Below are 14,346 nucleotides of genomic sequence, written 5' to 3' on the forward strand. Positions count from 1 at the left end.
AAGATGGCGATTATCGATTTCTTCGACCGCGGCTGGCGGAGCAATCCGAACGGCGCGGCCTACATCCAGGACGGTGAGGTCACGACCTTCACCGAAGCGGGTGAAATGTCCTGCCGCATTGCTAATGCCCTTCTGGCCAGGGGCTTCGCGTCCGGAACCAAGGGCGCCGTCTGGGCGGCCAACGATGTGACGGCCTGGCTCTGCGCGCTGGGACTGTGGCGTGCCAATCAATGCTGGATTCCGGTGGGCGCGCGCAACGCGCCCGAGGAAAACCGCTATGTGCTGGACGCGTTCGACTGCGAAATCCTGTTCTTCCAGCGTGAATTCGCCGAAGCCATTACCTCCTTGCGCCCGCAGCTGCCCAAGGTCCGCCTATGGATTTGCGTCGATGGGGATGTGGATGGTGCGGAGTCGCTCCAGAGCTTCGTCCAGGACCAACCGAGCACCGATCCGCGGGTCGCCGTTGACCCCGACGATGTGATTTGGGTCGGTCCCACCGGTGGCACTACAGGCTTGCCCAAGGGGGTCATGAACACGCATCGGAGCGTACAGACCAGCTTCGCGCATTTCATGATCAATACCCCTTATCCGGCGGACATCCGGCCGGTGAACCTGGCGGCGGCGCCGATGACCCATACCGCCGGCATGCTGTCCTTCCCCTGCACGGCAAGGGGCGGCACCGTGGTGGTGATCACCAAGCCCGATCCGCAGCTGCTGCTGGCTGCGATTCCGCAATACAAGGTCACGGAGTTCTTCCTGCCGCCGACCGTGATCTATCGACTGCTGGACATTCCCGACCTGAACAAGAAGGTCGACTTCTCGTCGCTGCGCTATTTCCTCTACGGCGCGGCACCGATGTCGGTGGAGAAGCTGCGCCAGGCCATCGAGGTCTTCGGGCCGGTCATGATGGAAGGCTATGGCCAGACCGAAGCACCAGGCGCCATCGCACACCTGACGCCAGGCGAGCACTTCGTCGATGGCGCTGTCGCAGGCAACGAGCGGCTGTCCTCGGTCGGCAGGCCCAACCCGCTGATCCGGGTCGAGATCATGAACGACGACAACCAGATCCTGCCGCAGGGCGAGACGGGTGAGATCTGCGTGCGTGGCGACCTGATCATGAAGGGCTACTACAAGGACCCGCAGAAGACCGCGGAAACCATCATCGACGGCTGGCTGCATACCGGCGATATCGGCCACCTTGATGCCGATGGCTACCTCCACATCACCGACCGCAAGAAGGACATGATCATTTCCGGTGGTTTCAACGTGTACCCGAGCGAGGTTGAGCAAGTGCTCTGGGGTCACCCGGCGGTGCAGGACTGCGCGGTGATCGGCGTGCCGGACGAGAAGTGGGGCGAGAGCGTCAAGGCGGTGGTGGAACTGGCCACCGGGCAGAGCGTCAGCGCCGAAGAGCTGATTGCGCTGTGCAAGGAGCGCCTGGGGTCGGTGAAGGCGCCCAAGACCGTCGACTTCGTTGATGCCCTGCCACGAAGCCCGGTTGGCAAGGTCCTGAAGAAGGACCTGCGCGCACGCTACTGGCAAGCCGCCAACCGGCAGATCTGAGGTCGAGGAGAGCTCTGATGGAACCAATCTATATCGCCGGCATTGCCATGACCGAATTCGGTCGCCATCCGGACCGCAAGCTTGAAGAGCTGGCCCTGGAAGCGCTCAACGGTGCGTTGGCTGATTCCGGCGCACAACGCTCCGATATCGGGGCCGTCTTCTACGCCGGCATCACCAACGGAGCCTTGCAGGGCCAGCTGTCCATTCCCGGGCAGGTGGTCATGAGCAAGATCGGCATCGAAGGTGTGCCGGCCTACAACGTGGAGAACGCCTGCGCATCTGGCAGCACTGCTGTCCACCTGGCGGTGCAGAGCCTGCGTGCTGGCGCGACCGATGTTGCGCTGGCCCTGGGCTGCGAGAAGATGGTGGTGGCCGACAAGGCGAAGTCCTTCGCCCTGTTCGAAGCGGGATGGGACGTAGCCCGTGCGGAGGAAAACTTCGCCATCCTGTCGAAGATGGGGGACGGAATAGTGCCGCCGCCCGGCTCGGAGTCCGACCGTCCGTACAGCCGCTTCATGTCCATCTACGCCGGCTTCTGCCGTTGGCACATGAAAACCTACGGCACCACCCAGCGGCAGATCGCGGCGGTGTGCGCGAAGAACCATAACCATTCGGTGCACAACCCGTACTCCCAGTTCCGCAAGCCCTTCACCATCGAGGAAGTGCTGGCGGCGCCGCCGATCACCTATCCGATCACCCTGCCGATGTGCGCACCCATGACCGACGGCGCCGCCGCCGCGATCATCTGCACCGAGGCCGGCCTGAAACGGATCGGTGCCGACCCGCGGCGCTGCGTGAAGATCGCCGCCAGCGTGATCCGCAGCTTCACGCTGCGGGGCATCGACGAGTCGGAGAAGCATGTCAGCCACCTGGCTGCGCTGCAGGCCTACGAGATCGCCGGTCTGGGCCCCCAGGACATGCATGTGGCCGAAGTCCACGACGCATCCGCCATGGGCGAGATCATCCAGGCGGAAAACCTTGGTTTGGCTCCCATGGGGCAGGGCGGGCCCTGTGCCGAACGCGGTGACTTCACCGTGGGCGGCCGGATTCCGATCAACCCGTCTGGTGGCCTGGAATCCAAGGGGCATCCTCTCGGCGCGACTGGCATCGGCCAGCTCTACGAGCTCACCACCCAGTTGCGTGGGGAGGCGGGAGCACGTCAGGTCGAGGGCGCGCGCCATGCGATTCAGGAGAACGGCGGCGGACTCGTGGGTGTGGAAGAGGGCGCTGTCGCAATTCATATCCTGAGCCGATAGGAGGCCTGGCCATGCGTGGGAATTATCCAGATGAAAGTGCCGGCCGTGGCGCCGGAGCCCAAACGTTTCGCAGTCTTGGCGGCTGGGTCGAGAAACCGGACGACTTGCAGCCGGAGCTCGAAGGTCACGTCACTGCCGATGTGATAGTGGTGGGGGCCGGTTTCGCCGGCCTCTCCACTGCCCTGGAGCTCACCGCACTGGGCGCGAAGGTGATAGTGCTGGAGAAGGATTTCGCCGGCTTTGGTGCCAGCGGCCGCAACGCGGGGTACCTTGCCGGCGGCCAGGGGCTTGAATACGAGTTGTTCCTCAAGCGCGTTGGCCGCAAGCAGGCGAAGGAAATCGTTCGCTTCTACGATCAGGGCGTTTCCTATGTCGAAAAGAGGCTCGGCGAACTCGGGATCGACTGCGACTACAACGCCTCGGGCATCATCCGCGCCGGGGTCCATCCCTCCCAGGAGAGGAAGCTTCGCGAGAGTATGCGTACAGGCCTGGAACTGGGCTCCCCCGGTGAGTTTCTCGATTACGCCGCCATGCGCGCTCGTGGAATACCGCCCGCGTTCCTGTTCGGTTGCTATGTCCCCGGCGGTGGCACGCTCAATCCGGGCAAATATGTGATGGGGTTGCGGCGTGCGGCCATTCAGGCAGGGGTGAAGCTGTATGAAAACACGGCTCTTCTGTCGTACCAGGAAGGCCCGACCATTCAGTGCCGGACAGCCCGAGGCACGGCGAGTGCTCCTTTCCTGGTGTTGGCAACCAACGCCTATACGCCTCAGCTGGGCTTGCTGCAGAACAAAGTGATGCCGCTGAAGGTTTCTGCAATCGAGACCGAACCGCTCTCCTCCGCACAGTTGGACTCGCTGGGTTGGCCCAATCGTGAAGGGATCGTGACCTCGCACTTCACCATGGAGAGCCATCGTCTTACCGCCCGCAATACGCTTGTACTGACGACCAAGCGGCTGCGTTACGTATATGGCGCCCAAACGCCGAACGAACCGGATCATGCCGCCTATCGCGAACTGGCGTTGGCGCTGAACGATCGTTTTCCAACCTTGCGTGGTCTTGGTATCCAGGCCTGCTGGAGTGGCTACATCAGCTTTGCCTACGACGCGTTGCCGGTGGTCGGTGAGACCGGTGCGCAGCAGAACATCCTATACACGGCCGGATGTTCCGGACACGGGGTGGGGACTCAATCGCTCATGGGGCATCTGCTCGCCGAGCGAATCGGTGGTATCGAACATCCACTTCTGGCCGCCTTGCGGCACAAGACCCCGGCGATGCTTCCTGACCCGTTGCAATGGTGTGTGATGAATCTGGCGCTGGGTGCGGCGAACCGGCTCGATGACTACACCAACCGCAAGGCTCGCAGCAGAGGTGATCACCACGTGTAAGCCGCTACAGGCGTGGGGCTTGTGCGCTGTGCTGGATGAGTAACGTTTCAGAGACGGGTTTGCATATCGGCATCGCTTGTCGAGTGCGCATTCAAGCGTCACTTCGGCATCCGAAGTCAAAAACAAGAACCGATTATTTGACTTGGGCTTTCCGGGCCGCACCCGGAGTTCCCTGGTTCGGCAACGCATTGGTTTTAAAAGATTTATTTAGATGTGATGCCGATTTTTCATTGCCGTAAAGACGCTGTTTTGTGGGTAATAAAAATCAAGAATTCGTGAGGTATAAAGCATGACTAAGAAGTCCTCCTCGAATAGTTCTTTCGACTTACGGCGAAGGCAATTACTCAAGTTTGCAGGGGCTACCGCTGCCGTCGGAGGGCTGGGGCTGAAGATGGGCCTGGCAGCTGCTGCGGAGCCTTCTGCCGGAACCTCCGCGACATCCGCAGGCGAGAAGGATGTTCTGGATGTCGCCATCATTGGTGCCGGCTTGGCCGGGCTGACGGCTGCAAGGGACCTGCATCTGTCAGGGTGTCGCTCCTTCGTTGTCCTGGAGGCTCGCGATCGCGTTGGTGGACGCACCCTTAACCATGATCTGGGGTCGGGGTTCATTTCCGAGGCCGGCGGCCAATGGATCGGGCCGGGACAGACCGCAGTCGCCGATCTCGCGCGCGAGCTGGAGATTGGAACCTTTCCGACCTACTACGATGGCCGGACCGTCATTCTCGGCGGAGAGGGGCACCTTGAGATCGATCTCAAGGGCACTTTCGGCACCGATCCTGCGCTCGCTGCCAAGCTCAGCGAAATGTCACGGGACGTGCCTTCGGGAGCACCGTGGAAATCTCCGAAGGTCGCCGAGCTGGACAAGATGTCGGCTGGCGACTGGCTGGCCGGACAGAACATCAAGCCCGAGGATAGAGGCGGGTGGAATGCCAGTTTCCTGCTCAGTGGTGGCGTGGCGCCGGCCAAGATGGGGCTGTTGCATTTCCTCTCGATGATCAACTCCGCCAGTTGTGAATACGACAAGCTCGACTCGATCAAGGACAGTGCCCAGGGCACACGTCTGGTCGGTGGCTCGCAGATACTTTGTCTGAAGATGGCCGAGCAGTTGGGCGACCTTGTGCGCCTGTCGTGTCCGGTCCGCGAGATATCCGGTTGGGATAGCCCAGTCGTCACGCTGCACACCGGCCAGGGGGAAATCCGCGCGCGCCGGGTCATCGTGGCCATCCATCCCGCGCTGTGCCATCAGGTCACGTTTGACCCGCCCTTGCCCGAAGGTCGCGCCGCGTTGCAGCAGGCCTGGCCGTCGCATTCCCCCGCACGCAAGAGTGCCATGGTCTATTCCCGGCCGTTCTGGCGGGAGAAGGGTTTGAACGGTCATGTGTTGACCGTCGATGGCCCGGTCATCTGGGCCTGGGACAACTCACCACCCGGCGGTGAGATCGGTGTCATCAACGCCTTCATCTCCAATGCGCGGGTTCCTTCCGATCGGCAGGCAGCGCAGCGCATGCAGGCGGAAATCTACGCTCAGGCGCTGGGCGAGCAGGCGCTGCATCCGGTGTCGTATCACGAGCATGACTGGGGGCAGGCCGATCCCTGGACTATCACCTGTGTCTCGGCAATTCCACCGGGTTTCTGGAGCACCCATGGCGAGGCACTGCGGCCTTCCTGCGGCAACCTGATCTGGTCGGGCACGGAAACGGCGGACATCTGGGCCGGGTATATGGACGGCGCGGTCCGTTCCGGCCATCAGAGCGCTCTGCATGCCCTCAATGCATTGCGTCAGGCGTAGGAGCGGACGATGAAGAAATTCATATTGCTTGGCGTTGCTGCAGTGCTGGCCATTCTGATGGCCTTCTATGGTCGCGATGTTCTCGGTCTCTACCGTCTGCAGAGCTACATCAGCGATTCGTCCAATGCCTACGAGGCCGATGGCGGTCCATGGCCGCATCTGACGGACACCTGCGTCAACTGCCATGGTGTCAAGGGTAGTTCGCTTAACCAGCGTTACCCCAGTCTTGCGGGACAGCCAGTGACCTATTTGGCGACTCAGCTTCAGCATTTTGCGAACGGACAGAGGGCCTATCCGAACATGGGGCCACTGGCGATGACGCTGAGTGCGCAGGAGATTGACCTGCTGGCGAATTACTACGCCAGGCAGCAAGCCCGGGAGAACAGCAGCTTCCAGGCGGATCCGGCATTGCGCAATAAGGGAAAGCAGCTGGTAGCGGCCGGAGGATGCATTGCTTGCCACGGCGAGCACCTGATGGGGCATGAGCAGTTCCCACGGCTTGCCGGTCAGGGCGTGGACTATCTGATCGCCCAGTTCGATGCGTTCGCCAGCGGCAAACGAAGCGAACCCAGCGGAGTGATGAAAGCAATCACCTCCACACTTTCCCCAGACGATCGGCGGGCAGTTGCCCACTACCTTGCGGCACTAGCACCGCAAGCCAATTGATCAGCCATTCAATTTCGAGGTTGCCGTTATGGACGCCAGAACTTTGGTGTTGTGTTTTGCTTGTTTCCTGTTGGTTCTCTCCGGATTCGTATTCGGATATAAATTTCTGAAGAAGCGAAACTATCTTCTGGGCGTCGAATGCCTGGTGATCGCCTTTTCAGCATCCAATGCCTTGATCTTCTTCCTGACCAACTCTGGCATCGCTTACGAGATTTCGCACTTTCTCGATGCCTTTTCCAGAGGGTTCGGCGTTCCCATCATCAGCATCATTGGCCTGATGGCCGTCACACATGGGTACAAGCCATCGAAGTCCAAGGACTTCCTGATGTTCCTGGTTACCTTCGCCGCCACCTTTGTGCTCATCCTGGCGGACTTCATGGTCAAGCCTCTTCCTTACTTCTATGTCGCGATGTGGTCGCTCTTCTCGATCTACCTGGTCTATTTCGCGTCTCGTCTGGTTGGCGTCGGAGCCTATCTCCAGGCACTTGGCGTAATCATCGCGATGCTCGCTGGCCAGGCGATTGCGAGCATCTATGACTTCTACAAGATTCCAGGCGACGAGACGAACGTGGTTCTCAATTTCTATGTTCTCGCCTTAAGCACCTGGGCCTTCATGCTGAGTCAGTTCTACTACGGCTATGGGGCGCTGGAGCGATTGAAAGGCTCGTCGGAAATGCTACCGGCCCGCTGACTGCAATCTGTGGCGCAGGCAAACACTACCTGCACCCCAATTGCCTCCTGAGCAAAAGCCGCCTGACCAGGCGGCTTTTGCTTTTCGGATGACTGATTGTTCGCTTGTGCAGGGTGATGCGCAGTATCGTTCTGACGGGGGAAGAATGGGTTGTTCAGGCCGCTGGCTTGGCAGCGATAGCAGAAGGGATGAGGCCTGATCACAGGGCCGGAAAAAGTGGTGGGCGTCCATGCCCACCGAGAAGGGCAATGGTTACTGTTTGGCGGGAGTAAGCGTGGACAGATAATGCGCTGCCGCGAGGATTTCTCCCTCGGAAAGAGAGCTGGCCAATGCATTCATGGCCTGCGTCGGATCCTTGCGATCACCACGTTTGAAGGCTGAGAGCTGATCAATCAGGTAGAGCTTTCCCTGGCCTGCGATACGCGGAGCAATAGGGCCGCCGGCAAGCCCTTCGCCATGGCAGGCAGTGCAGCCCTTGGCGGTGACCGTGGCCTGGCCTCGCTGCTCGAGCTCTTTGTCGCTTGCGGGACTTTCCGTCCGACCAGCCTTCTGCCGCGAGAAGTAATGGGCCAACTGCTTGATCTGCTCGTCGTTCAGGTTCGCCGCCAATGGGCTCATTTGAGGGCTGTGGCGGCGCCCTTCGGCGAAGGCCCTTAGCTGCTCCTCGATGTAGGCTTCGCTCTGGCCGGCCAACGATGCGAATTGGGCGTTCTGCGGTTGGCCATGGTCCCCGTGGCAAAGCGCGCAGCTGTCCTGCAATTGCGGCCAGGCGCCGCCATTTGCCTGATACTCGGCATCATGCTCGTCGAGGGCATTCATGAAGCGGTATCCCGCATAAATCTCAGGGCCGTAGACGGCGCCAGCGCCTACCAGCGCAACGGCTGCCGTGAGGGCGCCAATGACGAATACTCGTTTCATCATGCGGTCCTCCGGCTCTGAGTCAGCGCTTGCAGCGCTTCCAGCGCAGCGCGGTGTCCGGAGCGGACGGCGCCATCCATTGAGCCGGCCCAGATGTCGGCGGTTTCGGTACCTGACCAGATCAACCTGCCTACTGACGGGGTCAGATATTCGCCCAGTTTGGTCCAGAAGCCGGGTGGCATCGGCGAGATGCAGGTCAGGGACCAGGGGTCGATCTTGCCCCAGTCGTGATCGTGATACTGGATGGGGTGAAGCGCCTCGTCACCCATGGCCTGCGCGAAAATAGCGGACAAGGTTTCCTGTGCGGCCTTGGGATCGACAGGCAATTGCCCCGGTTTAACGAAGGCGCTCAGGACCCCGAGGCTGCCGTCAGGCGGCGAGTTGTCGTAGGAAAGGATCAGCGGACCCTCGACCTGTACAATCTGGCCGTTGAGGCCTTTGTCCCGCCAGAACGGGCGCTTGTAGACATGCACCGTCTTACGCATGGGTGCATGCGCTGGCCAGCGTCGTTGCAACTCGGCGCGGCCGCCCGGTAGCGGCGGATCGAAAGTGATCTGCTCGCACAGGGCCGGGTTAAGGGCCAGGATAACCGTCCGCGCGCGGACGATGCCCTTGTCGGTATGCAGTTCGACGATGTCGCGATCCCAGCCAACTATCCTGCGCACCGGGCTGGAAAGACTGACCTTGTTGCCGAGCGTCTGGGCCATTCGGATGCTGAGGATCTGCGAGCCGCCCACGAAGCGAGTTTCCTGGGCGCCGCCCTTGAAGCCCTCGAGCTTCTCCAGGCTGCAGTCGGAGGAGTTGATCATCGACAGGTAGTGCAGAAGTCCCATGCCGGCGGGCGGGCTACCGAAGGTCAGGCTCACGGACATGTTGAAGCCGAACTTGTCGACATTGCTGACGCCCTGCTGCTTCAGCCATTCACCGACCGAAAGCTTGTCCAGCGCCGCCGCATCGGCGGCTTTCCAGGGCGCCTTACTGGGCACCTTGCGGGCCAGCGCGTTGAGCTTCTCGACGATTACTGGATTGGTCTTGGCGCCATCGGTCGTGTCTTCCTCGTACTTGGCGTCACCCATGAGGTAGGCCGACTTGCCCTGGTAATAAGTGGGGAAGGTGTCGACCTCGAGCTCACGCGCCAGGTCCACAATGGCGGTCTGACCGGGGCCGATCCATTGACCGCCTGCTTCGGATATCACGCCGTTACCCAGGTTGTGGTTATAGGTGCGTCCACCGACCCGATCGCGTGCTTCAAGCACGATGAAGGACTGGTTGCCGGCCCGGAGCAAGTCGCGCCCTGCCGTTAGCCCCGCGAGGCCGCCGCCGATGATGGCGACGTCGAGCACATCGCCCTGGGTATCCTGCGCCGCTTGTGCATTGGCACGCGTGCTGAGCGCGAGCCCGCTGAGCAGTGCTGCGCTTCCCAGTGCTTGCATCAATTGCCGCCGCTGCCGAGCTTGTAGCGACAGCTCGTTGTTATCGTTTTCTGTGACCATCGTTCACACCTGTGGGTACGTTTTATTTGTTATCACAACTGTTATGTAAAAGTACCGCACAATGCTGCCCTAGCAAAGGGGGAGAAGGGACGAACTATTCGATGATGGTCGGCGGGGATGAAGCGGGGAGGCGATCGAGCGGCAAACGGCGTGCGGCCACTCGCCGGAGAGGAGCTACAAGGCCGGTGTGTCCGGCCTTGCAGGGAAACTCAGGAAATTTCGATGAGGTCAGCGCGAGGTGGCGCGCTTACCCTTGGACGCAGGCTTGGCGCTTTTAGGTTGGGGAGGGGAGATCAGGGTAATGACCGCGTCCAGGAGTGCCTGCTTGCGCTTGGGATTGAAGCGCTCGGGCTCGATGGGCTGCGACATCATCCAGCCGTCGCCCATTGCGCTGATCTGGTCGGCGAGCAGGTCGGCGTCGATGTCGTCGCGGATGGTGCCTTCGGCCTGGCCCTTGGCCAGGATCGACGCAAAGACTTCGCGGAACCTGAAATAGCGCTGCTCCAGGACGTCAGCAAAGGCCCGTTCGTGCCTGGCATGAGCCAGTAGCTGGAACAGGGCGAGCCACGAATCCGGCTCGTCAGCCTTGGTCCAGTTGAGCCACTGGTCGATGATGGTCCTGACGTCGATCCCTACCTTGCTGAAGTCCAGCAGTGTGTCGAACTCATCGAACAGAGACTGGGCCGCGGCCGTGACCATCTCCTCCTTGTTTGCGAAGTAGTAGGTCACTGCTCCTGTCGTGCAACCGGCATGCTGAGCAACCCTGCGCATCGAGGTGCCTGCGTAACCTTCCTTGGCGATCACCTCGATCACCGCTTTCACGAGTTCGGTACGCTTTTCTTCGTGATTCCCCACAGGGCGCCCGCGACGTGCAGGTCGCTCGGACTTGCCGTGGGCTTCGGTGGTGGCGGGAGAGCGTTGGGTGTCAGGCATGGGAATGGCGCTTTTATGGCTGGCTGGGCGAAGTTCGTTCACTGGGAAGAGCCGGAGCCTTCCGAGTTGCTCAGCATAGGGAATTTGCTGGATGAAAGCATCAAAGGCCGCCAAGGGCGGCCGCGCCTCGATGGAAACTCTACCCCCAAGCTCAGTCGTCTGCGCGAAAGATCTGAGGCGTGAGGTTGGTGAAGTTCGGGACGTCACCCACCACCTCAGCGGTTTTCGGGGAGGCGAGTGCGGCATCGATGTCCGACTGATTCGCGAAGCGCATGATCACCATGCCGGCGAGGGGTTGCGGTCCTGCCGCCGGGAAAAGGATCTCCGCGGATTGCAGGCCGAACTCGCCCCAGGCCGATTGGGCCAGAGGGATATGCCGGGATACGTAGTAGTCACGATCGAAGGTTGCGCCTTCGCTGACCGGGTAGCTCACGATGAGAGTTGCCATCTGTCTAATTCGCTCCTGCAGGTGATTGGCGCCTCGATGAGGCGCCGGTTGATTTCAATGCCGGCGAATCAGGCCTTGCCGCTGCCGATGACTGCCACCGCGCGGACTTCCACTCGCAACTGAGGCAGCGACAGCTGAGTGATGCCGACAGCGCTCCAGGCCGGATAGCGGTCAGGGAAGTACTCGTCCTTGACCTGGCCGAAGGCATGGACTTCGCCTTGCAGATCGGTGTGGAAGGTAATCAGCTCGACCACATCGGCCAGGCTGCCGCCCGCTTCCTCGAGAATCCCGCGCAGGGCCTGGAAGGCCAGGTGCGCTTGCTCAGTGATATCGGCGCCGGGAACGAAGTTGGCGTCGATTCCCACCTGGCCGGAGACCCAGACGATATTGCCAACACGGTTGGCCTGGGAGAAATGATAGGTGTCGTACAGCACTTGGGTATGCGGCGGGTTGATCAGTTGCCGCTTCAGATCCTGGTTACTCATGACAGGCGTCCTCTTTTTTATACGAGTTGGCGGAAGGTCGGATGGCGGAAGGCATCGCCTGGTTTCAGGGACTTCAGTTCCTCTGTGAAGAGGACGCCCTGCTCGGGATAGCCCGAAGAACTCTGGCTCGGCAGCGGACGGAAGGTCGCGTCGTCGCCGAAGAAGCGGAATACGAAGGTATGACGATTCGGGAATGTTTCGTCGACCGGAGCACCGCCATGTAGCGATCCGGGATGAAGCACGACTATGTCGCCGGGCTCGGTGGCAAAGGACAGAACGTCATAGGCGTCCGGATCCTGTCGGCGCTGCGCCTCGATATCGGGGAGTCGTGGCAGGGTGTCGCCGCCATGCAGGGGCTGGGTCGGATCACTGGGGTCGAGGAATGTGGTGCCGTCGTAGCGTGGGCCGCGGTGTGAGCCGCGAATGATCTCCAGGGCATTCGTCTTGGGTACCGACTCGAAGCTGATCCAGGCATTACCCCAGTGATTTCCCGCCCATGGCAGGTAAGAGGTGTCCTGGTGCCAGAGCGTACGTGAGCCACGACCGCCCGCCTTGAGGAATACCTCCTCGGCGAAGTACCAGACGTTTTTGGAGCCCCAGAGCTCGGCAAACAATTGACCGAAGGGCAGGGAGGAAACCAATTCCTCCAGCTTTGACTTGGCCACCGGATTGGCATTGTCGACGTGCGACTGTTGCTCGGTGCCGTCGAACATGCGGAACGCGTTGGGACCATGATTCTCCACGGACCAGTCGTACGCCTCGCGGCATCGGGCCAACTGTTCCTTGTTTAGGAAGCCTTTGATCAGAACGGCCCCGTCTTCCAAAAACGCCTTACTCAGGGAAGCGTGCATGGTGCTTGTCTCCTGCAGAACGCTAGTTGTTGTGTCTTGGAGACTAACAAGCACTTCGTATTTACGCAACGAGCGTTATGTTAATGTTACAAAGATCATTTTGTTCGGAAGAAGCAGGGTGAACTGCCTGTTTCGAAGCAGCTCGTGAGGTTTGGAAATGCCCAATAGGAGCTGCGCATCGGCTGGCCGGCTCAAGGTTGCCCACGGGCTCTTCTCGGAGGTGAAGGAAGCTTGTGGTTACCGGGTAACGGCAATCGGAGGAGGCGTAGAGTCTTGGGTCGGAGCTATGGCAGAGCTTTCGTTTTCCGACCGGTTAATGACAGCTGATGCGGCATCTGCCGCTGTCATTCCGTCTCGGAAGGCCTGGAACGCAAAGTGCGCTCCAGGCGTGTAGCGCCAGGTCCCTCGGTCTATTCGTGAGCGGCGCTGCTGAGCGGGGGCCAGACCTTGCCGATGGCTTGTCTTTGCTCGGTGGAAAAGCGCTCCGGGAGGAACAAGCGTCTCTTCTCGTCGGAGCTCAGCGGTGTCCGTTCAGAGAGCAGCTTCTGGTTGGATGGCTGCTCAAGGTCAAGGCTGGGTGTGAAGTGCGTGGCCTTGGCATTTCGCGCCGCATTGGCTGGCCTGAGCATGTAGTCGATGAAGCGGTAGGCGGCGGCCTGGTTCGGGGCGTTTCGAGGAATGGCGAAGCTGTCGATGAAAACCAGCCCTCCTTCCTGCGGGATGCTGTAACGCAGATTGCCCTTGGTGTTGGCTGTGGCAGCGATACCGTTCCAGGTGATCGCCGCGCAGATTCTCCCTTCAGCGAGATCTGCAATGAACGACGAAAATGAGCCCGTCCAGAGTGGTAGATCCAGGGCATCGAGCTCATGAGCGGCTTTCTGGACGACCCGGGCATTCTGGTTCTGCAGGCTTCTTCCCTTGTAATTCAGGAAGAGGGAGAGCGCTTGTTCGGGCACGCTGCCAAGCGTTGCACCACATGACTTCAGCTTGTTCGCACTGGCCGGGTCGAAGAGAACGCTCCAGCTATTGGCGACTGGTTTTTGCAGAAGCCTTGATGCCAGTTCTTCATTGACGACCAGGCCAACCGTTCCCCACATGTAGGGCGCCACGAATCGATCTGCACGACTGCGGGCCGTGATCCTCGCAAGCAGTTCACTGCTCACCTGTGACCGGTTTGGAAGCCTGTTCAGATCGAGCTCGACGAGCCGTTGCTGGTCTATCAATTGGTCGAGCTGAAAATCCGATGGGACGATAACGTCGAATCGCTGGCCAGCCGCCAACGCCGTATCCAGTTCCGCTGCGGAATGAAACTCGCTGTAGTCGACCTTGATCCCGGTGTCTCGTTCGAAATCCTGCAGAACGCCTGGGTCAACGTAGTTTGCCCAGTTGAGCACCCGCACGACCTCTCCTGCCGTCGCGTGGGCCATCGTCAAGATCAGGTATACCCCAGCTAGCCACGATCCTTTGCGGTACCGCCCAAGCCGTTTGGGAGACACGCGTCGATGCTCGTTTAGAAGCTCTGATCTCCTGGTTCCTGGGAGCATATTGGTCCTCGCTTTGCCGTGGTTTTTATTTTTGTATCGGTTGTTTTGTAAAATACACGGGCAATGCGAGACGTGCAAAAAGTGCGTGGGGACTACCTCCTCTTGGGAGAGGTCAGAAGAGATGCTGCTATCGCTCGGGCCAAGTCGTTGGTCCGAAGTCAGGTCGGGTTCTGGGAGGCAATGTCTGCTTCTGGCCGATCTCTGCCACTCACGAATGGCTGTAATGGGTCCAGGCTGTGTGAAAACAGCAAAAGGCTTACACCAGAGCCGCATATGGGATTGGGCCACGAAGGAGCGTGCGACTGGACCTGCGAAGGAGCC

Annotated in this window: 13 protein-coding genes; 6 read left to right on the forward strand and 7 right to left on the reverse strand. The window is 60.4% G+C overall.

Annotated elements, in window-relative coordinates; all coding sequences use genetic code 11:
- Positions 1-3: 3 nt before the first annotated feature.
- From ACNFBT_RS23540 to ACNFBT_RS23565, 6 genes are all read left to right on the forward strand, one after another.
- Positions 4-1,563, forward strand: a complete 1,560-nt coding sequence (locus ACNFBT_RS23540; protein WP_015478664.1) for an AMP-binding protein — start codon at positions 4-6, stop codon at positions 1,561-1,563.
- Between the two features lie 17 nt (positions 1,564-1,580).
- Positions 1,581-2,819 carry a thiolase family protein gene (locus tag ACNFBT_RS23545; RefSeq protein ID WP_015478663.1) on the forward strand — a complete coding sequence of 413 codons (1,239 nt, stop codon included), beginning with the start codon at positions 1,581-1,583 and terminating at the stop codon, positions 2,817-2,819.
- An 11-nt stretch (positions 2,820-2,830) separates the two neighbouring features.
- The gene (locus ACNFBT_RS23550) at positions 2,831-4,207 is read left to right on the forward strand and encodes an NAD(P)/FAD-dependent oxidoreductase (RefSeq protein WP_015478662.1); all 1,377 of its coding nucleotides are present in this window, start codon (positions 2,831-2,833) and stop codon (positions 4,205-4,207) included.
- Between the two features lie 289 nt (positions 4,208-4,496).
- Positions 4,497-5,996, forward strand: a complete 1,500-nt coding sequence (locus ACNFBT_RS23555) for a flavin monoamine oxidase family protein (protein ID WP_015478661.1) — start codon at positions 4,497-4,499, stop codon at positions 5,994-5,996.
- Between the two features lie 9 nt (positions 5,997-6,005).
- Complete coding sequence (locus ACNFBT_RS23560) at positions 6,006-6,662, forward strand: c-type cytochrome (RefSeq protein WP_015478660.1); 657 nt, start codon at positions 6,006-6,008, stop codon at positions 6,660-6,662.
- A gap of 28 nt (positions 6,663-6,690) precedes the next feature.
- Positions 6,691-7,353, forward strand: coding sequence for a hypothetical protein (locus tag ACNFBT_RS23565; protein WP_015478659.1), 663 nt, complete (start codon positions 6,691-6,693; stop codon positions 7,351-7,353).
- A gap of 252 nt (positions 7,354-7,605) precedes the next feature.
- On the opposite strand, the gene ACNFBT_RS23570 is transcribed toward ACNFBT_RS23565, so the two are convergent.
- The 7 genes from ACNFBT_RS23570 to ACNFBT_RS23600 all read right to left on the reverse strand — a co-directional run bounded on the left by ACNFBT_RS23570 (position 7,606) and on the right by ACNFBT_RS23600 (position 13,881).
- The gene (locus tag ACNFBT_RS23570) at positions 7,606-8,271 is read right to left on the reverse strand and encodes a c-type cytochrome (protein WP_041712715.1); all 666 of its coding nucleotides are present in this window, start codon (positions 8,269-8,271) and stop codon (positions 7,606-7,608) included.
- Complete coding sequence (locus tag ACNFBT_RS23575) at positions 8,271-9,764, reverse strand: flavin monoamine oxidase family protein (RefSeq protein WP_370600894.1); 1,494 nt, start codon at positions 9,762-9,764, stop codon at positions 8,271-8,273. The genes ACNFBT_RS23570 and ACNFBT_RS23575 overlap by 1 nt, the downstream gene beginning before the upstream one ends.
- A gap of 228 nt (positions 9,765-9,992) precedes the next feature.
- Positions 9,993-10,697 (reverse strand): TetR/AcrR family transcriptional regulator, encoded by a 705-nt coding sequence (locus ACNFBT_RS23580; RefSeq protein ID WP_041712714.1) that lies wholly within the window; start codon positions 10,695-10,697, stop codon positions 9,993-9,995.
- A 151-nt stretch (positions 10,698-10,848) separates the two neighbouring features.
- Positions 10,849-11,145, reverse strand: coding sequence for an EthD family reductase (locus ACNFBT_RS23585; protein ID WP_015478655.1), 297 nt, complete (start codon positions 11,143-11,145; stop codon positions 10,849-10,851).
- A gap of 68 nt (positions 11,146-11,213) precedes the next feature.
- Positions 11,214-11,630, reverse strand: coding sequence for a RidA family protein (locus ACNFBT_RS23590; protein ID WP_015478654.1), 417 nt, complete (start codon positions 11,628-11,630; stop codon positions 11,214-11,216).
- 17 nt (positions 11,631-11,647) lie between these two features.
- Positions 11,648-12,481 carry a phytanoyl-CoA dioxygenase family protein gene (locus ACNFBT_RS23595; RefSeq protein ID WP_416753138.1) on the reverse strand — a complete coding sequence of 278 codons (834 nt, stop codon included), beginning with the start codon at positions 12,479-12,481 and terminating at the stop codon, positions 11,648-11,650.
- Positions 12,482-12,891: 410 nt separating this feature from the next.
- Positions 12,892-13,881, reverse strand: a complete 990-nt coding sequence (locus tag ACNFBT_RS23600) for an extracellular solute-binding protein (protein WP_416753139.1) — start codon at positions 13,879-13,881, stop codon at positions 12,892-12,894.
- Positions 13,882-14,346 lie beyond the last annotated feature (465 nt).

It is taken from the genome of Pseudomonas sp. NY15181, from assembly GCF_048068055.1.
GTDB lineage: Bacteria > Pseudomonadota > Gammaproteobacteria > Pseudomonadales > Pseudomonadaceae > Pseudomonas.